Source organism: gamma proteobacterium symbiont of Lampromicra miyakona (assembly GCF_059730895.1).
The window spans coordinates 314,421-340,389 of the sequence record NZ_AP035933.1; the positions used below are offsets into that span (position 1 = coordinate 314,421).

The 25,969-nt window shown below is 58.6% G+C and carries 18 protein-coding genes; 10 read left to right on the forward strand and 8 right to left on the reverse strand.

Annotated elements, in window-relative coordinates; translation table 11 throughout:
* Positions 1 to 13: 13 nt before the first annotated feature.
* From AC6I8P_RS20940 to AC6I8P_RS20950, 3 genes are all read left to right on the forward strand, one after another.
* Entirely contained in the window at positions 14 to 1,132 is a 1,119-nt protein-coding gene (locus AC6I8P_RS20940) for an NAD(P)/FAD-dependent oxidoreductase (RefSeq protein ID WP_498031345.1), read from the forward strand.
* Positions 1,133 to 1,403: 271 nt separating this feature from the next.
* The gene (locus AC6I8P_RS20945) at positions 1,404 to 2,414 is read left to right on the forward strand and encodes a GlxA family transcriptional regulator (protein ID WP_072208995.1); all 1,011 of its coding nucleotides are present in this window, start codon (positions 1,404 to 1,406) and stop codon (positions 2,412 to 2,414) included.
* Positions 2,415 to 2,573: 159 nt separating this feature from the next.
* Entirely contained in the window at positions 2,574 to 4,223 is a 1,650-nt protein-coding gene (locus AC6I8P_RS20950) for a methyl-accepting chemotaxis protein (protein WP_498031346.1), read from the forward strand.
* Positions 4,224 to 4,304: 81 nt separating this feature from the next.
* Here AC6I8P_RS20950 and alsS read toward each other — a convergent pair whose 3' ends face one another.
* Together alsS and budA are read right to left on the reverse strand one after the other, a co-directional pair.
* Positions 4,305 to 5,984 carry an acetolactate synthase AlsS gene (alsS, locus tag AC6I8P_RS20955; protein WP_021509428.1) on the reverse strand — a complete coding sequence of 560 codons (1,680 nt, stop codon included), beginning with the start codon at positions 5,982 to 5,984 and terminating at the stop codon, positions 4,305 to 4,307.
* Positions 5,985 to 5,998: 14 nt separating this feature from the next.
* On the reverse strand, positions 5,999 to 6,781 hold the full coding sequence (gene budA / locus AC6I8P_RS20960) for an acetolactate decarboxylase (RefSeq protein WP_031280091.1): 783 nt from the start codon (positions 6,779 to 6,781) through the stop codon (positions 5,999 to 6,001).
* A gap of 104 nt (positions 6,782 to 6,885) precedes the next feature.
* On the opposite strand from budA, the gene AC6I8P_RS20965 reads away from it, so the two are divergent.
* Entirely contained in the window at positions 6,886 to 7,767 is an 882-nt protein-coding gene (locus tag AC6I8P_RS20965; protein WP_282954383.1) for a LysR family transcriptional regulator, read from the forward strand.
* A 498-nt stretch (positions 7,768 to 8,265) separates the two neighbouring features.
* A complete protein-coding gene (locus AC6I8P_RS20970) occupies positions 8,266 to 10,047 on the forward strand; it encodes an EAL domain-containing protein (protein ID WP_498031335.1) in 1,782 nt (593 codons plus the stop codon).
* Positions 10,048 to 10,165: 118 nt separating this feature from the next.
* On the opposite strand, the gene AC6I8P_RS20975 is transcribed toward AC6I8P_RS20970, so the two are convergent.
* From AC6I8P_RS20975 to malT, 3 genes are all read right to left on the reverse strand, one after another.
* Positions 10,166 to 10,453, reverse strand: coding sequence for a type II toxin-antitoxin system RelE family toxin (locus tag AC6I8P_RS20975; protein ID WP_021509424.1), 288 nt, complete (start codon positions 10,451 to 10,453; stop codon positions 10,166 to 10,168).
* Entirely contained in the window at positions 10,453 to 10,692 is a 240-nt protein-coding gene (gene relB / locus AC6I8P_RS20980) for a type II toxin-antitoxin system antitoxin RelB (protein WP_058759167.1), read from the reverse strand. Before relB ends, AC6I8P_RS20975 begins: the two co-directional genes overlap by 1 nt.
* A 127-nt stretch (positions 10,693 to 10,819) precedes the next feature.
* Positions 10,820 to 13,522 carry an HTH-type transcriptional regulator MalT gene (malT, locus tag AC6I8P_RS20985; RefSeq protein WP_150059019.1) on the reverse strand — a complete coding sequence of 901 codons (2,703 nt, stop codon included), beginning with the start codon at positions 13,520 to 13,522 and terminating at the stop codon, positions 10,820 to 10,822.
* Between the two features lie 276 nt (positions 13,523 to 13,798).
* Between malT and malP the strand changes: the two genes are divergently transcribed.
* Together malP and malQ are read left to right on the forward strand one after the other, a co-directional pair.
* Complete coding sequence (gene malP / locus AC6I8P_RS20990) at positions 13,799 to 16,201, forward strand: maltodextrin phosphorylase (RefSeq protein ID WP_498031336.1); 2,403 nt, start codon at positions 13,799 to 13,801, stop codon at positions 16,199 to 16,201.
* A gap of 8 nt (positions 16,202 to 16,209) precedes the next feature.
* Positions 16,210 to 18,279, forward strand: coding sequence for a 4-alpha-glucanotransferase (malQ, locus tag AC6I8P_RS20995; protein WP_150059017.1), 2,070 nt, complete (start codon positions 16,210 to 16,212; stop codon positions 18,277 to 18,279).
* Positions 18,280 to 18,373: 94 nt separating this feature from the next.
* Here malQ and malM read toward each other — a convergent pair whose 3' ends face one another.
* From malM to malK, 3 genes are all read right to left on the reverse strand, one after another.
* The gene (gene malM, locus AC6I8P_RS21000; RefSeq protein ID WP_058781477.1) at positions 18,374 to 19,285 is read right to left on the reverse strand and encodes a maltose operon protein MalM; all 912 of its coding nucleotides are present in this window, start codon (positions 19,283 to 19,285) and stop codon (positions 18,374 to 18,376) included.
* 114 nt (positions 19,286 to 19,399) lie between these two features.
* Positions 19,400 to 20,701, reverse strand: a complete 1,302-nt coding sequence (locus AC6I8P_RS21005; RefSeq protein WP_058759162.1) for a maltoporin — start codon at positions 20,699 to 20,701, stop codon at positions 19,400 to 19,402.
* A gap of 41 nt (positions 20,702 to 20,742) precedes the next feature.
* Positions 20,743 to 21,852, reverse strand: a complete 1,110-nt coding sequence (malK, locus tag AC6I8P_RS21010) for a maltose/maltodextrin ABC transporter ATP-binding protein MalK (protein WP_498031337.1) — start codon at positions 21,850 to 21,852, stop codon at positions 20,743 to 20,745.
* Between the two features lie 361 nt (positions 21,853 to 22,213).
* Between malK and malE the strand changes: the two genes are divergently transcribed.
* Genes malE through malG form a run of 3 tightly spaced genes read left to right on the forward strand, consistent with a single transcriptional unit; the run spans position 22,214 to position 25,895 of the window.
* A complete protein-coding gene (gene malE / locus AC6I8P_RS21015; RefSeq protein WP_498031338.1) occupies positions 22,214 to 23,404 on the forward strand; it encodes a maltose/maltodextrin ABC transporter substrate-binding protein MalE in 1,191 nt (396 codons plus the stop codon).
* Between the two features lie 58 nt (positions 23,405 to 23,462).
* The gene (gene malF / locus AC6I8P_RS21020; protein WP_498031339.1) at positions 23,463 to 24,995 is read left to right on the forward strand and encodes a maltose ABC transporter permease MalF; all 1,533 of its coding nucleotides are present in this window, start codon (positions 23,463 to 23,465) and stop codon (positions 24,993 to 24,995) included.
* A gap of 9 nt (positions 24,996 to 25,004) precedes the next feature.
* On the forward strand, positions 25,005 to 25,895 hold the full coding sequence (malG, locus tag AC6I8P_RS21025) for a maltose ABC transporter permease MalG (protein WP_498031340.1): 891 nt from the start codon (positions 25,005 to 25,007) through the stop codon (positions 25,893 to 25,895).
* The last annotated feature ends 74 nt before the right edge of the window (positions 25,896 to 25,969 follow it).

The window sequence follows — 25,969 nt, forward strand, 5'->3', positions numbered from 1 at the left end:
GAAGGAATGAATGATGTCTGACAAAACCGTGGCAAAAACCGTCATCGTGCTGGGTGGCGGCATCCTCGGCGTCTCAACCGCCTGGCAGCTGGCGCAGGCGGGCGCGCAGGTCACGCTGGTGACGGAAGCGGCACTCTGCTCCGGCGCCACCGGCCGATCCCTCTCCTGGCTCAACTCCGCGGGCGAGCGTTCGCAGCCTTACCATGCGCTGCGCATGGCGGGCATTGACCGCTATCGCACGCTGTTTGCCCGTCATCCGCAGCTCGACTGGCTGCGCTTCGACGGCGCGATTTACTGGGCCGCAGACGATGAAGCGGGCACCAAAGCGCGTCATCACTATGAAAAAGCGCAGGGCTACGACTCAAAGCTGATCAATCGCGCCACGGTCGGTGATGTCGATGCACAGGTGAATCCGGCCAGTCTGAGTCAGGTGGCGATTGCCAACCCCGGTGAAGGCTGGGTCAGCCTGCCGCATCTGGTTGAGCATCTGGTTCAGGCATTGCGCGCGCTGGGCGGAGAGATCGTTGAGAACGCCGGTAAAGCCAGCGTGATCACCAAAGACGGCCGGGCCAGCGGCATTCGCAGCGAAAAACGCGGTGAGCTGCTGGCCGATCGCGTACTGGTAGCGTGTGGCCCGTGGACGCCGGAAGTGGTTGCCCCGCTCGGCGTGCACATCCCCAACGGTTCTCCGGTCTCGATGCTGGTAACCAGCCAGCCCGGCGATCACCGGCTGCAGGTGGTAATGAATACGCCGCGCGCGGCGGTCCGGCCTAATCCCGGCAACACCATCGCCATCGATCATGACTGGTATGAAGAGCACATCGTCGCGCAGGCCGACGGGCAGTACAGCATTGATACCGCAGTCATTAACCAGCTGATGGCGGAAGCGGGTAACCTGATCGCTGACGGCGCGCCGCTGAAAGCCAGCAGCTGGAAAATCGGTCTCAAGCCGATTCCCGGCGATGGCGAACCGGTGGTCGGTGAGTTGCAGCAGGTTCCCGGCTGTTTTGTTGTCTTCACCCATTCCGGCGCCACGCTGGCGTTGATCCTCGGTGAGATACTGACGCAGGAGATGCTCACCGGCGTCAAACACCCGATGCTGGCGACCTTCCGCCCGGAAAGATTCAGCTAACGTCAGGACCAGCGCCACGATGGTGGTGGCGCTGGCTATGCGCCCTGTTGCCTGTCACACACCGCGACTTTGCCCAATCCCATCGCCTCATCCCTGCGCCCTTTTCGCCTCCCTGCTGGTCTGATATCCGCACATTGCCGGTTTCTTTTCCGATGACAACCGCCAGGGCCAGATAAACTAAGAGTCCGCTATTGAGGCCACAAAGCTTCAGCGGCGGAAAATGTCACATTTTTCACGCAAATCACGACAATCTGAACACAGGAAAAACCTTATGCGTATCGCCATACTCGCCCTGGAAGGCAGCGTACTGTCCGCCGTTGCCGGAATGACCGACCTTTTCTGGATAACCAATAAAGCGATTGCCTCTTCCCCCGTGCACGCCGCACGCTTTCCCGATAAAGCTTTTGAAACGCTGATTGTCAGCGCCAACGGGGATCCGGTGTGGGATACGGAAGGCCGCCTGATTCACATCGACAGCTCATTTCAGGGGGCCGGTGCGGTTGATGTGGTGATTGCGCCCGGCATGTTGCTGGGGCCCGACCTGCAACCGATCAACCTCGACAGTATCCGTCAGGCTGCTGGCTGGTTTAACAAACTCTATCAGCAGGGTGTCTGGGTGGCTGCTGCGGGCACCGGTGGCGTGATCCTCGGCGAGGCGGGTTTGCTGAATGACCGTTCCTTTACCACCACCTGGTGGGTCAGCCATATGCTGCAGGCGCGCTATCCACAGGCGCGACTGGCGAAAGGCAAGACGCTGGAGGAAGACGATCGCGTCATTACCAGCGGTGGCTGTTTTTCGTGGATATCGCTGGCCCTGTATATCATTGAAAAAAGCGCCGGCAAGGCGGTGGCGGACCTTACCCGGGAGATGTCGCTGGCCGATAACCCTGTGCTGCACACCCACCTTCCCGGCTCGCCGGGTACGGGGAAAAGCAGCACGCCGTTTCTGGTGCGGGCGCAGGAGATCATCCGCCTGGAAAATCCCGCCATCAATGCCGCGCAGCTGGCAGTCGCACTGAACGTTACCGGGCGCACCCTGCAGCGCAGAATGAAAGCCCTGTCGCAGGAAACGCCAAAAGAGTTTATTACCCGCATCCGCATTGAACTGGCCTGTACCATCCTGGCCAGCACCGACGTCAGCGTGCGTCAGACCGCCTTGCAGTGCGGTTACAGCGAAGACACCGCCTTTCGTAAAGCCTTCCATCAGGTGATGGCGATGACGCCGGCCCAGTATCGTGAGTGGATAGCCCACCGTAAGAAGCAGGTAATTAGCGCAAAATAATACGCAACGCATTTTGAAAGTTATTTAATTACTTCAAAATTAATGATCCTGAGAAGTTAATTTATTCATAATTTTTGAAATAACCTTTTGTGATGTGATGCCGATTAACGCTGAGTTGTTGTGTTCTTCCTTTTAAACTTTTTTCCAGGTAAACAGATGATGAATATTACTCAAAGACTTACCCTGGCTTTCATTTTGCTCTCAGCTTCACTGGTGGTGACGGGTATTATTTCTGTGCGACTGCTGGGCGGTTTTCAGGACCGTTTTGAATACGTACAGGCTAACGCAATTCCTTCTATTCGCGATTTATCCGAGCTGATCGATCGCAGCAATAAACTCTCTCTGTCGCTGTATAAGCATCAAAGCCAGACTGACAATGCGCGCATGCCGCCGGTCGAGAAAGAGATCGCCCAGCGCCTGGCCGATATTAAAACGCTGGCAGAATATTATTTAGCCAATGATATCTCCAGCGACGAAGACAAGCAGATCACCATTAAAGGCCTGGCGACGCTGCGGCTGGTGGAGTCGCGGTTGCCGGCGTTTCTTGCTGCTTCACATGCTCATCAGGATGACGTCACACTCGGCATGCTGGAAGCCGAAAGCGGTATTGGCGGCGCCATCAGCCAGTTAAAAAATGATTATCGCCAGCAGATGGCGCTTAATTTGTCGCTGGGTGACGGCTTGCGTGTGGTCAACCAGGAGATCTATCACCGCACATTCTGGGGTTTGAGTGCCGGCGTCGCGGTGACACTGCTGTTACTGGGTACGCTCACCGCGTTAACTCTGGTGCGCATTCGTCAGAGCCTGAAAGCGATTGGTCAGGTGATGGATCACGTTGGCAGCAGCCTTGACCTGAGCGTCACCGCCGATGACAGCAAAAAAGACGAAGTCGGCAACATGGCCCGCGCCTTTAACCAGCTGCTTGACCGGGTTGGCAGCGCGCTGGCGCAGGTCAGTACCGCTTCTCACGCCGTCAGTTCGGCGTCGGCACAAATCGCCGCCGGCAACGAGGATCTCTCCTCGCGGACGGAACAGCAGGCCGCCTCGCTGGAACAGACGGCGGCCAGTATGGCGGAACTGAGCGAAACCGTGCGTCAGACGGCCGACAATACCCGCCAGGCCAATCGTCTGGCCGGTAACGCGACAGAACTTTCAGACGCCAGCGCGGTGTCGCTGGGCAATATGCTCAGCACCATGGCGGAGATCCGCTCCAGCTCGAAAAAAATCACCGAAATTGTCACGCTGATCGAAGGCATTGCCTTCCAGACCAATATCCTGGCGCTTAACGCTGCTGTCGAAGCGGCACGCGCCGGTGAACACGGTAAGGGCTTTGCGGTCGTCGCGGGTGAAGTGCGCAACCTCTCACAGCGTTCGACCCAGGCGGCCAGAGAGATCAAACAGCTGATCGATACCTCTTACAGCCTGGTGGAATCGGGTGCGGTACAGGCCGAAGCAGTGGAAGAGAACATGGCCGGACTGAAAACCGCGTTCCGCCAGGTGAATGATTTAGTCAGCGAAATTGCGGCGGCTGCGGAAGAGCAAAACACCGGCATCTCGCAGGTGCACCTGGCGATCAATCAGATGGATGATGTGACGCAGCAGAATGCGGCGCTGGTAGAGGAGGCCTCTGCCGCATCGGCGTCATTGCAGGATCAGGCGCAAACCCTGTCCGGCCTGGTGAATCAGTTTTCACTGGCCGCATCCGCGCGACCTGCTGAGCGCCCGAAAACGGTCTCCGCGCTGAAACGTCCGGCAGCTGTACCCGTGGCCGCCGGGCACGGCATGGACGCGGACTGGCAGAGCTTTTAACCCCATCCGGCAAGCCAGGTGCTAAATAGCGCATTATTCCGGACCGCCGTGACGATGACGGCCGGTCCGGACTGGAGCCGATCAAAGCAGCTGGCTGAGGTGCAGCTGCCCCATCAGCAGCGGGTTATCGCTGTAATCTACCGGGATGGCCACCACAGCCGGTCCTTCCACCTCCATCGCCCGCCGCAACGTGGGTTCCAGCTCAGCGGCGCTGTTCACCGAAAATCCAGCGGCACCAAACGCCTGCGCGTAAGCTTTGAAATCCACCGGCCCGAAGTTCACACCGGAGACACGCTGGTATTTCTTCTCTTCCTGAATCGCCACCATGTTATAGCCATTGTCGACCCAGATGATGTGCAGAATATTGGCCTTTAACCTGACGGCAGTTTCCAGCTCCATGCTGGATTGCAGAAAGCCGCCGTCGCCCGACACCGAAACCACTTTACGGGACGGATCGACCAGCCAGGCGCCAATCGCCCACGGCAGCGCCACGCCCATGGTTTGCTGCCCGTTGGAAATCATGATTTGCCGTGCCCGGAAGCTGTAAAGATAACGGGCAATCCAGATATGAAAACTGCCCATGTCGACCGTCAGGCTGACGTCACTGTTAATGATATCCTGCATCGCCCGGACGATACGCAGTGGATGCAGGGCGAACTGATCGAGGCTGGCACCCTGCATCGCTAGCAGCTGACGCTGTTGCTGCCGATCCTGCAGAATGGTGGCGGCAGCGTCGCTGAGCTGCAGCGGCGACGTGATTTGCGCGGCGATTTTGCGCACCGTCCCGGCGATATCGCCTACCAGCTCGGCGTCGGGTTGATAGTGGTTATCGGTCTCGGCGGGCAGCACGTCGATGTGCACCAGCAAGGCGTTGCTGCTGTTCCACATAGCCGGTTCATACTCGACCGGGCTGTAACCAATGGTGATAATCAAATCCGCCTGCTGAAGCAGGCGGTCACCGGCCTGATTGTTAAACAGGCCAACCCGGCCGGCAAAGCGTGAGAAGTGCTCCTGCCGCACCGCGCCCGCCGCCTGATAGGTGCTGGTCACCGGAATACGGCTTTTGCTCAGCAGTTCATGAATCGCCGCGCTGTTCTCCGGCTGGCTGGCCATCAGGCCCAGCAGAATCACCGGATTTTTCGCCCGTGCAATCTCGCGGCTTACGGCATTCACCAGCGCGTCGGGCGCAGCGCCCAGCGTGATGTGTCCTGAACGCTGTAACAGGCTGCCTGACACCGGCTGGTCAACAATGTCCTGTGGCAGACTGAGGAACGATGCGCCGCCGCGCCCGTTTTCGGCATGGCGAAACGCGTTCGATACGCACTCCGCGAGCGCCGAGGCATCAGTGACTTCCACGGCAAATTTGGTCACCGGGCGAAACATCGCCACCGTGTCCATGCTTTGATGCACCTGTTTGGCACTGTCGGAGCGCTTAACCGCCCCGCCGATCGCCACCACCGGATCGCCTTCGCTGGTGGCGGTGGCCATGCCGGTCACCAGGTTTGAGCAGCCGGGCCCGGAAGTCACCAGCGCTACGCCAGCGTGGCCGGTCAGGCGGCCCATTGCCGCGGCCATAAACGCCGCGTTAGCCTCATGACGCACCGGAATCAGCTGAATGGAAGAATCCACCAGCGAATCAAACACCTTGTCGATTTTGGCACCGGGAATGCCAAAAATATGGTTTACGCCCTGCGCTTCCAGCTGAGCGACAACCAGGTCTGCGCCACTGTTCCACAGCGTCTGGGTTTTAAGCTGTTTCATGATCACCTCTGCGATTAACTTTCGACGGAACGGATCGCGGCATCCAGATCCTGAGGATTAAGATCGGCCTGTAAAAACTCGCGATCCTGCGGCAGGTCGACCACCAGCTTGCTGATGGCACCAAACGTCAGCGTGCCCTGCTCCAGCACATAATCGAGGATATGCCCGCCGCCCTGACGATCGTCGGTGATGAAGTGCTCGTGATAGCCGGCGACGTTAATACCCTGCATATATTGCGGCGTGCGGAATCCAATCAGCTCACCGTCGCGCTGGCGAAAATCGAAGGTGGGCTGATTGCCGAGCACTTCCGGCATCGAGCGATACGGGCGGCACTGGCAGGGCACGGTGCGCGTCTGTACCGAGGCAAAGCGACCGCTCAGGCGCAGCGCGCAGAAATGGTTATCGGAGGTGATGATGCGATCAATCACCTGATGGACGTCATCGCGCGTGGCGGTATGCGCAAAGCGGTGCTGATGTTCCGGTTTGAAGAAGGTCATCACGGCGAACGGGGTTTGTTGTTCAGGCCGTGCCGGGCTGGCGCTGCCATCGGCGCGCAGCTGATAAACCTGCCGGTCAAATGCCACCAGTTCTCCATCCAGCTGATTGAACGTGCCGAGGCCAAAATCGCCCTTCTGTAACAGCTGCGCGACGGTGGTTGAACCGTCATAAACGCCGTTGAGCAGCGCACTCATCAGGGAGGTCTGATAGATAACCTTTTCTGGTGATTGCTGTCCCAGTTGAGTGACGGATGCCTTTAGCTGATCTTCGCATGAACAATCAGATACAAAGTTACACATTTGCTGCCTCACAATCAGATAGTTAAGCCGTGTTAATATCATGGTGGGCTACATAGCTCACAGAATCCAATAGTGAAAACTGCCAATTTCGAGACGTTTTTGATATGGAACTTCGCCACCTGCGTTATTTCGTTGCCGTTGCTGAAACGCAGCACTTTACCCGCGCCGCCGAGTTGCTGGGCATGTCGCAGCCACCGCTCAGCCAGCAAATCCAGCGGCTGGAGCACGAGATTGGCACGCCGCTGCTGAAGCGCCTGACGCGCGGCGTGGAACTGACCGATGCGGGCCGCGCGTTTCTGCCCGATGCGATAGCGATTGTGCAGCTGGCCGATATGGCGCTGGAAAAGGCGCGCGGCGTGGCGCGCGGCATGAGCGGCCAGATGTCACTGGGTTTTGCCAGCTCGGTGGCGTTTGGCGCGCCGGTGTTTGATCTGATTCGCGCCTTCAAAACGCGCTACCCGGCGATGGAGCTCATCACCCGGGAAGAGAACATGGCGCTGCTGATGCAGGACTTAGGGGAAGGTTTGCTGGATGCGGCGTTCATTCGTCTGCCGTGTGAGAGCAGTAAGGCGTTTAACCTGAAAGTGATCGCCACGGAGGAGATGAAAGTGGCGCTGCCGGCCAGCCATGCGCTCAGCCAGCAGCAAAGTGTTGCGCTAACGCAGCTGGCCGAAGAATCACTGATTATTTTCCCGCGCGAGGTTGCGCCCAGCCTGTACGAATTAATCGTCAGTGCCTGTCTGCGCGCCGGCTTTGATGCAACACGCTTTCAGCAGGCTCCGCAGATTACCTCCTCGCTCGGCATGGTGGGCGCAGGCTGCGGGATTGCGCTGGTGCCGGCTTCACTGTGCTGCGTCAATAATCCACAGCTGGTATTTCGTGACATTGAAAATAATACGCTGTTCACCGACATTGCCTTCGCCTGGCGGCGTAATCATCCGGCCAAAACGGTGTTACACCTGCTGAGTTTGATTAACGGGGAATAATTTGAGAGGGAAATCTGCTGTTTGCGGTGACAGTGCAGACTGAACAATACGTTTATATAACATTAGCCAGTATGATAAATATACCGACAGGTGCGTTTTTTATCAGGATAATAATACGCAGCGATACTATTATTTTGCTCATCAACCACTAAAAACCAGCATTATTACCCGATTCATCCCTGCCAGAAATTAATAACGTCTTCATTGGCAATGTCAAATGCCTGCACCTTCTACTTAATTAGAGTTAGCAGTAAGGACGCGTAACCTGTTATCAATCAGACTGATAAATATATTACGATAAATTATCAGAATCGTCTCTGCTTAAAAATTTCGTTAAAGAAAATAAAAATGACAGATGCCAGTGTTAAGCCTACCATGAGAAAGACCATTATAATATTTACGCTTATTAACCACGCCAGCGGCAGTGTGTTGCAGGCCGCATACTGTACTTTTTGCTGTTAAATTTCGCACCGGAACCAGGCCGGCGCGGAGGAAATTATGCTGATGAATTTCAACGGTGACGACGATCGCCGCGCACGGGCATTGAAGGCGCTGCGCAGTCGCGACGAAAGCCGTGACGACGTATTACAAAACTTTGTCCGGCTGACCAGTCAGGCACTGGGTATTCCGGGTAGCTTTGTCTCCGTTCTGGATGATGAACATCAGCATATCTGCGCCGCCCACAATTTTGCGCTGGAGCATTCGTCCCGCGAGGATTCGCTGTGCCGACACGCCGTGGACAGTGACGGCGCGGTAGTCATCCCCGACACCCTGCTGGATGCGCGTTTTGCCCGCCATCCGCTGATCATCGGTGCCCCTTTTATCCGCTTTTACGCCGGTGTACCGCTCAGACATCGCGATGGCTATGTGCTGGGCACGCTGTGCGTCACGGACGTCGCGCCACACCCGTTCAGCGCTGATCAGGTGAAGGTATTACAGCTGCTGGCCGATCTGGTGATGTCATTCCTCGAAGCGTGGCACTGTGCCGGCTTCACCGATCCGGTCACGGCACTGCCTAACCGCCAGCGCCTGATTCGCGACCTGCAGCGGCTGGCCTCCATCGGGGACCGTACGCCGCAGCGGCTGATCCTGATCGACTGCATTGATATGCCGCGTGCCTATGAGCTGGCGCGCTCCATGGGCATGGGGCCGGTGGAAAGCCTGCTGAAGCACGTCACCACGTTACTGCCTTTGCGCCTGCAGCCCGGTGCGGACGACATCATTTATACCGTCGCCACCGGGCGTTTTGCGATTCTCACCATGGACAACAGCCCGCTGACCGCCTCATCGGTGGCAGAAAACCTGGCAGGGATCAGCGCGGATTTGGACGCGGGCATCTCTGTCGCCCTCACCTGCTTTACCGGCGAAGTCATTTTCATTCCAGCAGAACTTCGCGCGCAGGAAGTGCTGCGCCGGGCGGTAAGTGCCCTGCATGAGGCGATTGGCAACCGGGTGCCCGCCATGAGCTTCAGCCTGGTAGCCGATCAGCGCCGCACTCAGGACTTTCTGTTGATGAACGATCTGGCTGCGGCATTGCAACAGGATCAGGGCCTGTGGCTGGCGTTCCAGCCGAAGATCTGCCTGAACAGTGGCCGGCCCATTGGACTGGAGGCACTGGTGCGCTGGCGGCATCCGCAGCGCGGCGAACTCGCTCCCGATCTGTTTATCCCGCTGGCGGAACAGACCGAGCTGCTCAGCACCTTAACCAGCTGGGTGACCGACAAGGCGATCGCCAGGTTAAAACGCCTGCAGCACAGCCCCCTCCAGCTGCCGGTGACCATCAATATCAGCAGTCGCGACTTCTCAGATCCCGGTTTTGCCGATGCGCTGGAAACGAAGATGCTGCAGGCCCGCCTGCCGACCTCGCTGCTGGGCATTGAATGTCTGGAGACCGAGCAGATTATTAACAGTCCCGCCGCGCTACAGGGGCTGGAGATGCTCAAGCTGCGTGGGTTTGGCATCTCGCTGGATGACTTTGGCACCGGCTACAGCAATATCGGCTACCTGCGACGGATGCCGCTGGATGTGATCAAGCTTGATCGCGCGCTGATCAGCGAAATCGCCTCAGATACCGCGTCGCGGATTATCGCGCGCAGCATCATTACCATGCTGAAACAGCTGGATTACACCGTACTGGCTGAAGGCGTAGAGAATGTCGACACCGTTGCTGCGCTGGCGGAGTACGGCTGCGATCAGGCGCAGGGTTACTTCTATGCGCGCCCGCTGCCGGAAAGCGAGCTGGATGCGTGGCTTACGCGCCAGCTCGCGGCACAAAGCTGAGTTGTGGTTCAGTGCACGCCGGGGAGCGTCTGGAGCAGATTCAGTGGCAATACGATGACTCTGTTAGCTTAAAGCAGAATGATACTTTAAAGGTGAAACAGAAATACCCGGCTTAGTTTTAGAGAATGCGCTTCACGGCCTCGTTATAAACCTCCGCGCGTTCTCTTTTACCAACCGAAATCACGAAAACCACCACCTTCTCGTCTATCACCTGATAGACAAGGCGATAACCTGAAGACCTGAGCTTTATTTTGTAGCAGTCAGGCATACCGCGAAGCTTGTTCGCTTCAATACGGGGTGCCTCAAGTACTTCAGCCAGCTTTTTTTTTAATTGTTCACGTACCGTCGAGCCCAGCTTTCGCCATTCCTTTAGTGCCCGCTCGTCAAAATCCAGAAAATAGGCCATCAAAGGTCATCCAGCGTCACACGAACTGGCTTAGGATTGCGAAGCCGCTCTTTCACTATTTCGACCAGCTCAGCATCTTCGTCGCTCAGCAGTGTCTGTTTGAACGGTAAACGTTCATTTTCGGCGATATACTCAAGCATGAGACGAAGCGCTTCAGAGGGAGTCACCCCCATTTTTTCAAGCGCAGCGTAAGAACGTGCTTTGAGTTCATCATCAATACGCAGGTTGATGCTGCCCATGTCCTACACCTCTTGTACATACAAATGTCATTACAAGTATTTCACTCCCTCATGCATATATCAAGTCATGCCCAGCGTTATACGCGCTCTGCGAGGTAATGAGATCCACCGCCACACGACTTCTGCCTTAAACGTAGCCCATCAGTTTCAGCATTGACTGCGCCTGGTGCATCGCTTCGGCGCGATGGGTGACGCCCAGCTTCTGGTACAGATTACGGATATGGGTTTTGATGGTGGTTGCCGCGACGTCCAGCTCGCCGGCGATCTGATCGTTGCTGTAGCCGGAATAGATCAGCCCCAGCACCTGCCATTCGCGCTGGGTCAGCGGACTGGTGCGAATCAGCTCCGGCACATCCGGGTGGTTCAACAGCCGGCTGACGAAGCCCTCATCGAAATGGGCAAACTTATGCCGGTGATACTTGTTGATCTCACTGAGAATGCGCCGGGCCCGATGCTGATCGAGTTCGCTCAGCGTATTGAGCTGAATTAACTGGCGCAGCTGCTGCGCCATCATTTCGCCCTCAATCACGAAGTGGCTGACGAAGCCGGTGCTGCGTGCCAGCTTCAGCGCTTCGAGCAGCGCCTGCTGCGCCTCCGCTTTGCGCGCGGTTTGCCAGTAGATTTGATTAAGCAGCAGCAGGTTACGGTTTAAATCACTCATCAGCCGCAGCGCATGCGCATTCTCATTCAGCTCATCGAGGATCACTTCGGCCTGGCTGAGGTTGCCCAGCAGGATCTGCGCCCGCGCCACATTGCGCCACTGGCCCTGCAAAAAATGATTGTTGGCAAAGGCGGGTTTATCGGTATGGCGCATCCAGTGGCTGGCGCTCTGCGCATCGCCCGTCATCTGCCAGTAGATCAGCCGCACTTTGTCGGCGTTGGCAATCCAGTCGCTGTGCAGCACGCCGTTATTCATCAGGTTTTCCAGCCGGCTGAGATAGCTGCGCGCATTATCCAGATTGCCGCGTGCCAGCGAGCACTGAATCAATAGCCCAAGGCACTGGATTTGCTGCTGGGGCGGATAGCCTTTCAGGACTTTGATGCCTGCGCGCGCGGCGTGTTCGGCCTCATCCAGCCGGCCCCACGCCCACATCAGCTGCGCACGGATGCGCAGTAAAAACTCGTGCAGCGGGATGTTCGCCAGATGCTGTTCACTCACCAGCACAAACGCTTTTTCCTGAATCTCCCACGCTGACTGTAAAAAGCCCTGCGCGAACAGGATTTCGCTCTGCTGAATCAAACTCCACAGCGCGTAGTGCCAGGCTTCATCGCGGCGCGCCATCTGTTCGGTTTGCCGCATCAGCGCCAGCGAGTTGGTCAGGTCACCTTTGCAATGCATCACTTCGCCGTGCACTGAGGTGGCCACAATGCGGCTGTAGCGACGCGTTTCCGGCAGCGTTTCCAGCGCCAGCCGTGCCAGCCGCTCTGCTTCGTCGGCGTTGCCGTGATTGATGGCCACCTGTGCGCGCACCGCATTGAATTCGCCCTGCAGCGCGGCGTCAATTTCGCAGTCGCAGCCTTCCTCAAAGCGCGCCAGCAGCCGGTTAACTTCAGAAAAGCGATGCTGGCTCTGCATCAACCAGGCCTGCAGCAGTACCAGTTTCGGACTGGCCAGCAGCGTGCGCCACGGCAGCGCATTCAGCGACTGCTCCAGCAGTGCCAGTTCGCTGCGGTTGAACAGCGTCCACGCATGCTGCAGCAGCACGTCGCGCAGCATATCGGTATCGCCGGACGCCAGCGCATGATGAATCGCCTCGCCGGGAAAACCTTGCGCCATCCAGCTTTGCGCGGCCGCGCGGTGAATGGCCGGTAGCTCGCTGGCCAGCTCCCATTCGCAGCGCTGACGCAAAAAGCTGCCGAACAGCGGGTGATAGCTGAACCACTGCCCTGAATCATCCATGCGCTGAATAAACAGCCCCTGACGTTCAATTTCTTCCAGCCGCATGCGCCCGTTGTCTTCACCGGTCACGCAGGCGACCAGCGCATCATTCATCGACTGCAATAACGCGCTTTTCAGCAAAAAATGGCGCGTGGCGGCATCGACGTTATCCAGCACTTCCTCGACCAGATAATCGGAAAGGTGGCTGGCATTAATACCGGAGAGCCGGCGAGCGGAGTCCTGCGCCGATGCCGCGCCCTGACGGGTGGACAGTGCGATCAGCTGTAACGCGGTCGCCCAACCTGCTACATCATCACACAGACGGTTGCTCTCATCCGGCGCGAGCGGCGCACTCAGGCGGCAGTCGAAGAACTGTTTCGCCTCCTGATGGGTGAAGGCCAGCTGCTGGCTGCCCAGCTCCAGCAGTTGTTCACGCACGCGCAGATTAGCAATACCCAACTGCGGCAGATTGCGGGACAGCACTACCAGCGTCAGGTTATCCGGCTGATGGCGCAGGAAAAAGCGCATCGCTTCATGCACGGCAGGATTGGTGATGTGATGATAATCATCGATGATCAGCCACAGCGGCTGCTGCCACGCGGCCAGCTCATTAAACAGCTGGGCGAACAGCGCATTGAGGTTCACGTACTGACGCTTTTGCGCCAGCGTCTCGCTGCGGCTGCATGCGCCGCGGGTAGCCTGCTGCAGCGCGGCGATCAGGTAATCGGCGAAGCGCTCCGGCTGATTGTCGCCCTCGTCTAATGAATACCAGCCCAGCTCGCTTTTATCAGCCGCCCACTGCGATACCAGCGTGGTTTTGCCGTAGCCCGCCGGGCTGGCAATCAGCACCAGCCGGTAATTCGCCGCTGCGCTGAGCTTTTGCAGCAGACGATCGCGGGTAACCGTGCTTTCAGGACGAACGGGACGACTCAGTTTTGAGGGTATCAACATGGGCGCACGCTTCTCCGTTAACGTTCAGCGCATCATTTTTTTACGCTTCGTAATTAATAGTCATACACGTTCGGAGATTCGGTTACTGAATGCAAGCGAACTGATTAGTTACGCTTTACAAAAGCGAGTGTTATCACACTCCTGCCGCGCTTTCAGATTTACCTCAGCCTCTCCACCCTCCCTGTCCTCCCCGTGGAATTTTTTACAGGAGGAGGTAGCCGCCTGGCGGCAGCGTCACACTGCCTGTAACCCTATTTATTCGACTGGAGTTTCCCTATGGCACTGCCCACATTTGACCCTGACCGTTTTTCTGCCGCGCTGGTGCGCCAGTGGCAACGTTTTGGCCTGCCGGATGCGCAGGAAATGAGCCCCGACCAGTGGTGGCACGCGCTGAGCGGCGCGCTGGCCGAACTGCTGGCGGATATACCGGTGCAGCCGGCCGCTGGCGGACAGCGCCACGTTAATTATCTGTCAATGGAGTTTCTGCTGGGCAGGCTGACCGGCAACAATCTGCTGAATCTCGGCTGGTACGACGGCGTTAAAGCGACGCTGGCCGCAGCAGGCGTGACGCTGAGTGACGTGCTGGAGCGTGAAACCGATCCGGCACTGGGCAACGGCGGTCTGGGACGGCTGGCCGCCTGTTTTCTCGATGCGATGGCGACCACCGGCCAGCCTGCGCTCGGCTATGGCCTGAACTACCAGTACGGTCTGTTTCGCCAGCATTTTGTCGGGGGCGCGCAGCACGAACAGCCGGATGACTGGCAGCGCGATCGTTATCCCTGGTTTCGCCACAACGCGGCGCTTGACGTGCAGGTCGGACTGGGCGGCAGCGTGACCACCATTGACGGCGTGGCGCACTGGCAGCCTGCTTTTGTTGTGCAGGGTGAAGCCTGGGATCTGCCGGTGGTCGGTTTCCGCAACGGCATCACGCAGCCCTTGCGTCTGTGGCAGGCAAAGCATGCCCGACCGTTTGATCTCCAGCGTTTCAATAACGGCGATTTTCTGCGTGCAGAACAGCAAGGCATTGAGGCGGAAAAACTGACCAAAGTGCTCTACCCGAATGACAACCATCAGGCAGGCAAAAAGCTGCGTCTGATGCAGCAGTATTTCCAGTGTGCCTGTACGCTGGCGGATATTCTGCGCCGTCATCATGCGGCGGGACGATCCATCGAAACGTTAGCGGATTATGAAGTGATCCAGCTGAACGATACGCATCCGACGCTGGCCATCCCGGAGCTGTTGCGCCTGCTGCTGGATGAGCACCGGCTCAGCTGGCAGGACGCATGGCGCATTACCCAGCGCACCTTCGCCTATACCAACCACACGCTGATGCCGGAAGCGCTGGAGTGCTGGAACCTGCGCCTGGTGCGCAGCCTGCTGCCGCGCCATCTGATGATCATCAATACGCTCAATGCGCAGCTAAAACAGCAGGTTGAGGCGCGCTGGCCGGGTAATCAGGCGATCTGGTCAAAACTGGCGCTGGTGCACGATCAGCAACTGCGCATGGCAAATCTGTGCGTGGTCGGCAGCTTTGCAGTCAACGGCGTGGCGGCGCTGCACTCGCGGCTGGTGGTACAGGACCTGTTCCCCGAGTATCACGCGCTGTGGCCGGAGAAGTTTCACAATGTCACCAACGGCATCACGCCGCGTCGCTGGATCAACCAGTGCAATCCGGCGCTGGCGGCGCTGATCAACAAAACGCTGCAGCGTCCGTGGCTTAACGATCTCGATGCGCTGCAGGATCTGACGCCATTCGCCGATGACGCCGCCTTCCGCGCCGAATATCGCGCCATTAAGCAGCACAACAAGCAGGCACTGACAGAGTGGATCGCCGCCCGAACCGGCATTGCGGTGCAGCCTGATGCGCTGTTTGACGTCCAAATCAAGCGGCTGCACGAATACAAACGGCAGCACCTGATGCTGCTGCACATGATTGCGCTGTGGCAAACGCTGGTCAGCGATCCGCAGGCCAATCTGGCTCCGCGCGTGATGCTGTTTGGTGCCAAAGCGGCGCCGGGTTATGCGCTGGCGAAAAACATCATCTACGCCATCAATAAAGTAGCAGAGACCATTAACCACGATGCGCGCGTCGGCGACCGGCTGAAAATTGTCTTTATCCCTGATTACAACGTGTCGGTTGCCGAGCGCCTGATCCCGGCCGCCGATCTCTCGGAACAGATCTCTACTGCGGGCAAAGAAGCATCCGGTACCGGCAATATGAAGCTGGCGCTGAACGGTGCACTCACCATCGGTACGCTGGATGGGGCCAACGTTGAAATCGCGCAGCAGGTCGGTGAAGAGAATATCTTCATCTTTGGCCATACCGTAGAGCAGGTCAGCGCGCTGAAACAGGCCGGTTACTCGCCATTGAACTGGCGCAGTAAGGACGCGCAGCTGGATCGCGCGCTGACCGCGCTGGAAGATGGCACCTTCAGTAACGGCGACCGCACGGCGTTCAGCGATCTGGTCAACAGCCTGGGCGCGCAAGGCGGCGATCCTTATCTGGTACTGGCTGATTTTCGCCACTATCTCAACGCGCAGCAGCAGGTTGAAGCGCTGTGGGCCGATCCTGAGGCCTGGACGCGCGCCGCAATCCTCAATACCGCGCGTTGCGGCATGTTCAGTGCCGATCGCGCCATTCGTGACTATCAGCAACGTATCTGGCAGGCCAGCCGCTAAGGAACGCCATGAAACCCAAAGATGCTCTTGATCGCCGTGCTGACGCGCTTATTGCTGCGGAATATATTGATGCGCACGGAAAACCGCAGCAGATTTCTGCTCTTACCCATCAGCGTCTCGCTGCGCTGATGCAGGCCCCTGCGAACGGCTCCGCACCGCTGCCGCCGGTGGTGATTTTTTATGTTGGACAGCCACTGAGTCTGGCACCGGTGCTCAGCGCCGATGCGGAATGGCAGCTGACGAGCGAAAGCGGCGAAAACTGGTCCGGGCGCTGCCAGCCGGGTGAAGCGTTGGTGTTGCCCGCGTTGCCCGCCGGTTATCACCAGCTGACATTGACCCAGGAGTTACAGTGTCACTATTGCCCGATTATAGTGGCACCCCGCCGCTGCTACGAACCTGCGGAACTGCTGGCGGGCGAATCGCTGTGGGGCAGCTGTATTCAGCTGTATACGCTGCGCTCTGCGGCTAACTGGGGCATCGGGGATTTCGGCGATCTGCGGCAGATGATCGCTGAAACCGCGCGGCGCGGCGGCGCGTTTGTCGGGCTCAATCCGCTGCACGCGCTGTTTCCTGCCGCACCGGAGAGCGCCAGCCCTTACAGTCCCTCTTCCCGGCGCTGGCTCAACATCCTCTATATCGACGTAAGCGCCGTGGCAGATTTTGGCCTCAGCGACGCGGCGCAGGCCTGGTGGCAAGCTGAGAAGACGCAGCAGGCGCTCCGGTCAGCGCGAGACGCCGCGTGGGTGGATTACACTGCCGTCACCGGGCTTAAGTTGCAGGGACTACGGCTTGCCTGGCAGCAGTTTCGCCGGCGCACGGCAGATGATGGACAGGCGCAGGCGTTTGCGGAGTTTGTGCGTGCCGGGGGCGACAGCCTGCTGCATCAGGGGCTGTTTGATGCGCTGCACGCGGCGCGCAGCGCCCAGGATGGCACGGGTTATGGCTGGCAACACTGGCCGGGCGAATGGCAGCAGGCGAACAGTGCGGCAGTGCTGGCGTTCCGCATCGAGCACAGCGACGAGGTGCGTTTCTACATGTGGCTGCAGTGGCTGGCGGCAGAGCAATTCGCCGCCTGCTGGCAGCTGTGTCAGCAGCAGCAGATGGCGATCGGGCTGTATCGCGACCTGGCGGTGGGCGTGGCGGCGGATGGCGCGGAAACCTGGCGCGATCGGCAGCTTTACTGCCTGGACGCCAGCATTGGCGCGCCGCCGGATATCCTCGGTCCGCTCGGTCAGAACTGGGGATTGCCGCCGATGGACCCGCAGGTGATGGCCGCGCGCGGCTACGAGCCGTGGATCGCCCTGCTGCGCGCCAGCATGCGCGACTGCGGCGCGCTGCGCATTGACCATGTGATGGCGCTGCTGCGTTTATGGTGGATACCGAAGGACGAAAGCGCGGCGCACGGTGCCTATGTGCACTATCCGGTGGATGATTTGCTGGCGATTCTGGCACTGGAGAGCCAGCGCCATCGTTGCATGGTGATTGGCGAGGATCTGGGCACCGTGCCGGAAGCCATCGTTGATAAACTGCGCGACGCCGGGGTGTACTCCTACAAAGTGCTCTACTTTGAGCAGGAATCGCAGCGCCACTTCCGCGCGCCAGCGACGTGGCCGCGTCAGGCGATGGCCGTTACCACCACCCATGATATGCCGACGCTGCGCGGCTGGTGGCAAAGTGACGATTTGCGGCTGGGCAGTGCGCTGGGGCTTTACCCCGATCGGGCGATTCTCGCTGGCCTGTATCGCGATCGGCGCCTGGCTAAACAGGCGTTGCTGCGTACGCTGTTGCGCAGCGGTGACCTGCCGCCGCGCCGCCGCTTCCGGCGGGCCAGCGTCCGCATGAGTCATCAGCTTAGTCAGGCGATCCATCGCTATCTGGCCCGCAGCCAATGTGCGCTGCTCGGTTTGCAGCCGGAAGAGTGGCTGGATATGGCACTGCCGGTCAACGTGCCGGGCACCGTCGATCAGTATCCCAACTGGCGACGTAAACTGAGTGTAACGCTGGAAGCGATGGCGGAGGATGACAGGATCGATGCGTTGCTCACGGCGGTACAATCACGTCAGCGTCAGCGTAAGTAGCACGAAACCGACCTGCTGCGTGCAGGTCGGAGTGCCATAAAAAAGGTGCGCCGAAGCGCACCAGGTGGGGCAACTCAGCACTGTCGGGGCAGTTTCACCCCTTGCCTTTAACACTGCTGATAAAGGTTTGCCGCGCCGATGTCGATCCCAGACGCTCTGCTTCATCCAGCAGCTTCAGCGCTTTATCGATATTGCCCTGTTGCACCGCCTGACGAATGCTCTGATTGAAATAGCTTTCCGTCTCATTCACCAGCGGTGCCGGTTCAGGCGCTGGCGCGCGCGCCGTCGTGGCGGCCATGGCCGGCCGGGTGCTGCCAACGGTGACAGCGGCAGGCGCGGCTGAGCCAAACAGCGGGCCAACCAGAATCGACGAGCCGGAACTGGTTGCTACTTTCAGTTTGATTTTGCCGTCGCGACTGTGACGCGCCACCGGATCGGGAATATCCGGTACCGCATGGCCGGTGCCTTTGGCATAAGCTTTGGCCGGATCCAGCAGCGTCGTGGTCTGGGTTAAATCCTGGTCGGTGGTGAACACCAGCAAATAGATCTTCTGCTGGCCCGGCACCGGCGTCAGCTTCATCACCCCTTCCAGCCGGTCGGCGCTCATCACGCCGGGCTGCTGATAGCTAAAGAAGCGGCTCGGAAACCACGCGGCCGGCTGCAGGTTTTCATCCAGTACCAGCACATTGGGCGCAAAGACCTGATTGTGTACCACCTCGCTGCTTAGCGTAACCGTCAGCTCGCCCTGATTGGCAGGCAGGCTGTAAGCCGCGATGGCCCCTGTTAAGCCACGTACATCCAGCGGCGTTGCGCTTTGTGTCAGCGTGGTGGTTTGTGCACGCGTTGCATCCACCGGCTGCCAGCTGAGCTGCTGCAGCCGGGCGGTGGGAATGGCGGGTGCCGCGGAAAGATCCTGCGGTACCAGATTGATGTCGGCCTGAACTGGCATAATGACGCCGGTCAGCAGCGCGCTGCTCAGGCAGAAGGCGATAAGATGTTTTTTCATTGTGTTATCCCAACAAGTTGTCAGGCAGCGGCGTAGGCCAGGCAATGGCCGCCGCTGTCCGAAAACGCCGTGCGTCTGGCGCACGGCGGATGTTTGCTTAACCTGCGTAGCGCCTTACCACCAGATTTCCATCTGTGCGCCAAAGGTCCACTCATCGTTGTCGCCACGGCTGTTGGTGAACAGACCGTTGCCGCTGCTGTCCGCCGCGGCCAGCGACGTGATATCGCCGGAGGCGTCTTTGCTGTAGCCCCACTTCTCATCCCATTTGGCGTAGGTGGCGAACAGGCGCAGCGCCGGACGTGACCAGATGCTGTCGCCAGCCTGCCACTGTTGCGCCAGGGTAATTTTGTACTGGCCGTTGCGTTCGCTGACCTGCTGTGACTTAACGTTGTCATAGCCTACTTCCAGCAGGGTGCTCATGATCGGCGTCCATTTGTACATAGGACGTACGCCGACGGTGTACCACTCGGTTCCGCGGTTGTTATCCAGATCGACGTTCTGGTACATCGCCACGTACATCAGATCCCAGCGATCGGCCAGCGAGATCGCACCGTGATCGAGGATGCGGTACATATTACCGTTGTTATTGATGTTGCTGCCCTGCGGCAGGCCTTTGCCCTGCGAGGTCAGCGCATCAGTGGCGTACTGCAGCACAAACTTGTTGTAGCCTTTCAGCATGCTCTGCGTGTGTTCCGCGGTGAACATCCAGCCATCTTTCGACGCGCCGTCGTCTAAGCGATAGCCGTCACGCGCGTTGGCGCGGCCATAGTCGACACCCAGTTCCAGCACGCCATTGGGGTTAGTTTCCAGGCCGGCGAGACGCACATCAAAAACGTCATTGGCGGTACTGGTGGCGTAATCACGGATCTGGTCACTGGAGAAGGTGTAAGAGCCGCCCGCTTCGGAAGAGCGTGTCGCGGCGAACGAGAGCTTACCAAACCCGAGATCGACATCTTCCAGACCGGCGCCCGGACCGGAGATATCCCAGTAGTAGAAGTCGATCATGTGAACATCATGACGCTGATAAAAGCGTTTACCGGCCCAGATGGTGGAACCCGGCAGCGCATCGATCAGGTTTTTACCTTTAACGTTGGCTTCACGGAAGGCCGGTGAGGTCGCTTCCCAGTCATTCTGCTGGGAAACGGAATAGGCGACGTTGGTATCGAAATAGAAACTTTTATCGCCCTCTTTCCACACTTCCTGACCCAGTTTCAGTTCAGCATAGGTTTCACATTCGTTGCCCAGACGGTATTTGCTTTGCGCGCCGGTAGCCTGAAAGCACTGTTGCTCACCGCCGCTGCCGGTCCAGCCGATACCCGAACGGGCGTAACCCGTAAAATCGACCGCCATGGCTTGAGCGGAGAGCGTACCCGCTGCGATGGCAATCGCGACGGGAAGTTTGCGCAGAGTTAACATTTTCTATCTCCTGAGGTCATTGCTTTTATTGTTTTGCAGGGCTAAACACCGGGTTCCTGATGCAGCCTGCGGCAGGCGCTCCCGTCCTCGCGGAACAGGTGACAACGCTCCGGCGGCAGGCCAATACCCATCAGGGCGCCCTCTTCTACCAGCACCACGTCCTCCTGGCGGTACACCAGGTTCTGACGAATGGCGGGGATCTGGATATGGATCTGCGTCTCGTGGCCGAGTTGCTCAACCACCTGCACTTCGCCCTCCAGCGTGACATCGGCGATGTCGCTGGAGAGCAGATGTTCCGGACGAATACCCAGCGACATGTTGCTGCCGATCTGGACGCCGGCGCTCTCCACCGGCAGCCATACAAGCTGATCGTTGGGCAAGCGCACCTGCACCTGATCGATGGCGGTGGCGGTCACTTTGACGGGCAGAAAATTCATGCGCGGCGAGCCGATAAAGCCGGCAACGAAGCGGTTAGCGGGATAGTGATAGAGTTCGAGCGGCTTACCGACCTGGGCGATGCGACCGGCGTCCAGCACCACGATCTTGTCGGCCAGCGTCATCGCTTCGATTTGATCGTGCGTAACGTAAATCATGGTGCGCTTCAGGCGTTTATGTAGGCGTGAGATTTCAATGCGCATCTGTACGCGCAGCGCGGCATCAAGATTGGACAATGGCTCGTCGAGCAGAAACACACGCGGTTCGGCCACCAGCGTGCGCCCGATGGCCACGCGCTGCCGCTGTCCGCCCGATAGCGCTTTGGGTCGCCGTTCCAGCAGGTGCGCCAGCTGTAACACCTCCGCCACCTGATTGACGCGCTGCTGGATCTCAGCACGCTTTACGCCAGCCAGCTTCAGGCCAAACGACATGTTTTCGGCCACCGAAAGGTGCGGATAAAGGGCGTAAGACTGAAACACCATGCCGATACCGCGCTCAGCGGGCGGAACATCGTTCATACGCTGACCGCCAATCAGCAGATCGCCGCGAGTGATGGTGTCCAGGCCGGCGATCATGCGTAACAGCGTTGATTTGCCGCAGCCGGATGGACCGACGAACACCACAAATTCCCCTTCGCCGATCTCCAGATTGATGTCTTTTGATACCTCGGTATCACCCCAGGCCTTGGTGACATGGTGTAACGCAACGCTCGCCATGATGCTTTCCTCTTCGCAGGCTCATGCTTGCCTGCAGCACCGCAGGCAGACTCCGGCGACCACTATGGGCAGGCGCAGACGGCGCAACATCCTCCACCGTGTGGGTTTTTACTGGGGGATGAGGCGGGAGGAGGAGTACGCGCCCCCTAGCCGCGCCGGTGCGACGTTCACGGCAATTTTGTGAGCTGTCACGCAGAGCTGACGCATCAATAGTGTGCGCCAGCGCGTATTAAGGCGCTGTTTTGCAAGCGCGATCACGGCTTAGTGCTGTTGGGCGTAGAGCGCAGGAGGATGAGGAAATGGCATAACGCCGCACAATGATGCCACTGATGATTTCCGCTTCCGCTAACAGGATGGAGTTATGACAATGAAAACCGGCGCACGCGTTCTGGCCCTTTCCGCCCTTACGGCCGTACTGTTTTCGGCTTCGGCCGTGGCCAAAATTGAAGAAGGTAAACTGGTCATCTGGATCAACGGTGATAAGGGCTATAACGGCCTCGCCGAGGTAGGCAAAAAATTCGAGCAGGACACCGGTATCAGCGTGACGGTTGAACATCCTGACAAAATGGAAGAGAAATATCCGCAGGTCGCCGCGACGGGTGACGGGCCGGACATCATCTTCTGGGCGCACGATCGCTTTGGCGGCTATGCCCAGTCAGGACTGCTGGCCGAAGTCACACCGGATCAAAACTTCCAGCAAAAACTGTTTCCGTTTACCTGGGATGCAGTGCGCTTCAACGGCAAGCTGATTGGCTATCCGGTTTCTGTGGAGTCGCTGTCGCTGATTTACAACAAAGATCTGCTGCCCACCCCACCGAAAAGCTGGGAAGAGATGGCGGCGCTGGATAAGCAGCTGCGCGCCAAAGGCAAGAGCGCCATCATGTTTAACCTGCAGGAACCCTATTTCACCTGGCCGCTGCTGGCCGCCGGTGGCGCCTATGCTTTCAAAAAGACCGATAGCGGCTATGACGTGAAAGATACCGGCGTCGACAACGCCGGCGCGAAAGCAGGCATGCAGTTCCTCGTCGATCAGGTGAAAGCCAAAATCCTCATCGCCGATACCGACTATTCAATTGCCGAAGCGGCCTTCAATAAGGGACAAACCGCGATGACCATTAACGGTCCGTGGGCGTGGAGCAATATCGACAAAAGCGGCATCAACTACGGCGTCACGCTATTGCCGACGCTGAACGGCAAGCCAACCAAAACTTTTGTCGGCGTACTGAGTGCGGGCATCAACGCGGCCAGTCCTAATAAAGAGCTGGCCAAAGAGTTTCTGGAAAATTATCTGCTGACCGACGCCGGTCTCAACGCGGTTAACAAGGACAAGCCGCTGGGCGCGGTCACCCTGAAGTCATTCCAGCAAACGCTGGAGAAAGACGCGCGCATCGCCGCCACCATGAGCAATGCGCGTAATGGCGACATCATGCCTAACATCCCGCAGATGGCGGCCTTCTGGTATGCGATGCGCACCGCGACGCTGAATGCGCTGAGTGGTCGTCAAAACGTCGATGCGGCGCTGAAGGATGCGCAGGCGCGTCTCAATAAGTAATGCTGTTACGGAGCCGACGGCTGTCGGCTCGCCACTGGCTGTTAAGGAACACAGTATCATGTCAGGAATACCGCAAAAGAGACGGCACAGCCTGGTGCTGCGCAGCCTGCTGGTCGGGATCGGCTGTCTGCTGGTCGGCTACCTTCTGGTGCTGATGTATGCTCAGGGTGAATACCTGTTTGCGCTGGTCACGCTGGTAGTCAGCGCCGCAGGCCTGTGGATTTACACCAACCGGCGCGCCTATGCCTGGCGCTATGTGTATCCGGGACTGGCCGGCATGACGCTGTTCGTCCTGTTTCCACTGGCCTGTACCGTCGCCATTGCCTTCACTAACTACAGCAGCACCAATCAGCTCAGTGAGGCGCGCGCGCAGCAGGTGCTGCTGAGTCGCCAGTATCAGGCCGGGAACGCGATGAACTTCGCGCTTTATCCGCAGGGCGAACGCTGGCAGCTGGCGCTCAGCGCGGGCGAAAACAGCTTCCTGTCTGCGCCGTTTACGCTGGGTGGTGAACAGCAGCTCAGCCTCACGCCAGCCGCGCTGCCCACCACCGCGCGCGCCAGCTTAAAAATCATTACCCAAAACCGTCAGGCGCTGAGTCAGTTAACTGCCCGACTGCCGGACGGTCGCGAGCTGGTGATGAGTTCGCTGCGCCAGTTTTCCGGCACGCGGCCGCTGTATGTGCTGGACGCACCGGGACAGCTGAGAAATCAGCAAAACGGCGCCCGCTATCAGGCCAACCGGGACACGGGGTTCTATCAGCAGATCAACGCCGATGGCAGCTGGGCCAGCGAACAGCTCAGCCCCGGCTTTACCGTTGGCGCGGGCTGGAAAAACTTTGCCCGCGTGTTCACCGACGAAGGCATTCAGAAACCGTTCCTGGCGATATTTGGCTGGACGCTGCTGTTTTCGCTGTTGACCGTGCTGCTGACGGTCGCGGTGGGTATGGTGCTGGCGTGTCTGGTGCAGTGGGAAGCGCTGCGGGGCAAGGCCATCTATCGTGTGCTGCTGATTCTTCCCTACGCGGTACCGGCATTCATTTCGATACTGATTTTCAAGGGGCTGTTTAACCAGAGTTTTGGCGAAATCAACGTCATGCTCAATGCGCTGTTTGGCTTCAAGCCAGCGTGGTTCAGCGATCCGACACTGGCGCGCGCCATGCTGGTGATCGTCAATACCTGGCTGGGTTATCCCTACATGATGATCCTGTGCATGGGCTTGCTCAAGGCGATCCCGGACGATCTTTATGAAGCGTCCGCGATGGATGGCGCCGGGCCGCTGCAGAATTTCTTTTTGATTACGCTGCCGCTGCTGCTGAAACCGCTACTGCCGCTGATGATCGCCAGCTTTGCTTTTAACTTTAATAACTTCGTGCTGGTGCAGCTGCTGACTAATGGTGGCCCCGATCGACTCGGCACCACTACGCCGGCGGGCTACACCGATCTGCTGGTCAACTACACCTGGCGCATCGCCTTTGAGGGCGGCGGCGGTCAGGACTTCGGCCTGGCGGCAGCCATCGCCACGCTGATCTTCCTGCTGGTCGGTGCGCTGGCGGTGATTAACCTGAAAGCGCTACGCATGAAGTTTGATTAAGGAGGCGTTATGGCCATGGTACAACCGAAATCGCAGAAGCTGCGTCTGCTACTGACGCATCTGCTGCTGCTGCTGTTTATCGCGGCAATTCTGTTCCCGCTGCTGATGGTGATTGCCATCTCGCTACGCAGCGGCAATTTCGCCACCGGCAGTCTGATCCCGGAACAGATTTCATGGGAACACTGGCGGCTGGCGCTCGGGTTCAGCGTCACCCATGCCGATGGTCGCGTGACGCCGCCGCCCTTCCCGGTGCTGCTGTGGCTGTGGAATTCGGTGAAGATCGCCGCCATTACTGCACTGGGGATTGTGGCGCTCTCGACCACCTGCGCCTACGCGTTTGCCCGCATGCGCTTCGCCGGTCGCGCCAGTTTGCTTAAGGGCATGCTGATTTTTCAGATGTTCCCGGCGGTACTATCGCTGGTGGCGCTCTATGCGCTGTTTGACCGGCTGGGGCAATATCTGCCGTTTCTCGGCCTCAATACCCACGGCGGCGTGATCTTCGCCTATCTGGGCGGCATCGCGCTGCACGTCTGGACCATTAAGGGCTATTTCGAAACCATTGATGGTTCGCTGGAGGAAGCGGCGGCGCTGGATGGTGCCACGCCGTGGCAGGCGTTTCGTCTGGTGTTGCTGCCGCTTTCGGTGCCGATCCTCGCGGTGGTGTTTATCCTGGCGTTTATCGCTGCGGTCACCGAAGTACCGGTCGCCTCGCTGCTGCTGCGCGACGTCAACAGCTATACCCTCGCGGTCGGGATGCAGCAGTATCTTAATCCGCAGAACTATCTGTGGGGCGATTTCGCCGCGGCGGCCGTGCTGTCCGCCATTCCCATCACGCTGGTGTTTTTACTGGCGCAGCGCTGGCTGGTGAGCGGCCTGACGGCAGGCGGTGTAAAAGGTTAAAGATTCATCAGTACCACTGCTTCCTCAACGGCAACCACCTGTTGAGGTTTTGGCGGCCAATGGCCGCCGTTTTT

What these genes read in the sequence shown, in the direction of transcription:
- AC6I8P_RS20940 (WP_498031345.1), top strand. Translation starts at nt 14, where the DNA reads ATGTCTGACAAAACCGTGGCAAAAACCGTCATCGTGCTGGGTGGCGGC.
- AC6I8P_RS20945 (WP_072208995.1), top strand. Translation starts at nt 1,404, where the DNA reads ATGCGTATCGCCATACTCGCCCTGGAAGGCAGCGTACTGTCCGCCGTT.
- AC6I8P_RS20950 (WP_498031346.1), top strand. Translation starts at nt 2,574, where the DNA reads ATGAATATTACTCAAAGACTTACCCTGGCTTTCATTTTGCTCTCAGCT.
- alsS (WP_021509428.1), bottom strand. Translation starts at nt 5,984, where the DNA reads ATGAAACAGCTTAAAACCCAGACGCTGTGGAACAGTGGCGCAGACCTG.
- budA (WP_031280091.1), bottom strand. Translation starts at nt 6,781, where the DNA reads ATGTGTAACTTTGTATCTGATTGTTCATGCGAAGATCAGCTAAAGGCA.
- AC6I8P_RS20965 (WP_282954383.1), top strand. Translation starts at nt 6,886, where the DNA reads ATGGAACTTCGCCACCTGCGTTATTTCGTTGCCGTTGCTGAAACGCAG.
- AC6I8P_RS20970 (WP_498031335.1), top strand. Translation starts at nt 8,266, where the DNA reads ATGCTGATGAATTTCAACGGTGACGACGATCGCCGCGCACGGGCATTG.
- AC6I8P_RS20975 (WP_021509424.1), bottom strand. Translation starts at nt 10,453, where the DNA reads ATGGCCTATTTTCTGGATTTTGACGAGCGGGCACTAAAGGAATGGCGA.
- relB (WP_058759167.1), bottom strand. Translation starts at nt 10,692, where the DNA reads ATGGGCAGCATCAACCTGCGTATTGATGATGAACTCAAAGCACGTTCT.
- malT (WP_150059019.1), bottom strand. Translation starts at nt 13,522, where the DNA reads ATGTTGATACCCTCAAAACTGAGTCGTCCCGTTCGTCCTGAAAGCACG.
- malP (WP_498031336.1), top strand. Translation starts at nt 13,799, where the DNA reads ATGGCACTGCCCACATTTGACCCTGACCGTTTTTCTGCCGCGCTGGTG.
- malQ (WP_150059017.1), top strand. Translation starts at nt 16,210, where the DNA reads ATGAAACCCAAAGATGCTCTTGATCGCCGTGCTGACGCGCTTATTGCT.
- malM (WP_058781477.1), bottom strand. Translation starts at nt 19,285, where the DNA reads ATGAAAAAACATCTTATCGCCTTCTGCCTGAGCAGCGCGCTGCTGACC.
- AC6I8P_RS21005 (WP_058759162.1), bottom strand. Translation starts at nt 20,701, where the DNA reads ATGTTAACTCTGCGCAAACTTCCCGTCGCGATTGCCATCGCAGCGGGT.
- malK (WP_498031337.1), bottom strand. Translation starts at nt 21,852, where the DNA reads ATGGCGAGCGTTGCGTTACACCATGTCACCAAGGCCTGGGGTGATACC.
- malE (WP_498031338.1), top strand. Translation starts at nt 22,214, where the DNA reads ATGACAATGAAAACCGGCGCACGCGTTCTGGCCCTTTCCGCCCTTACG.
- malF (WP_498031339.1), top strand. Translation starts at nt 23,463, where the DNA reads ATGTCAGGAATACCGCAAAAGAGACGGCACAGCCTGGTGCTGCGCAGC.
- malG (WP_498031340.1), top strand. Translation starts at nt 25,005, where the DNA reads ATGGCCATGGTACAACCGAAATCGCAGAAGCTGCGTCTGCTACTGACG.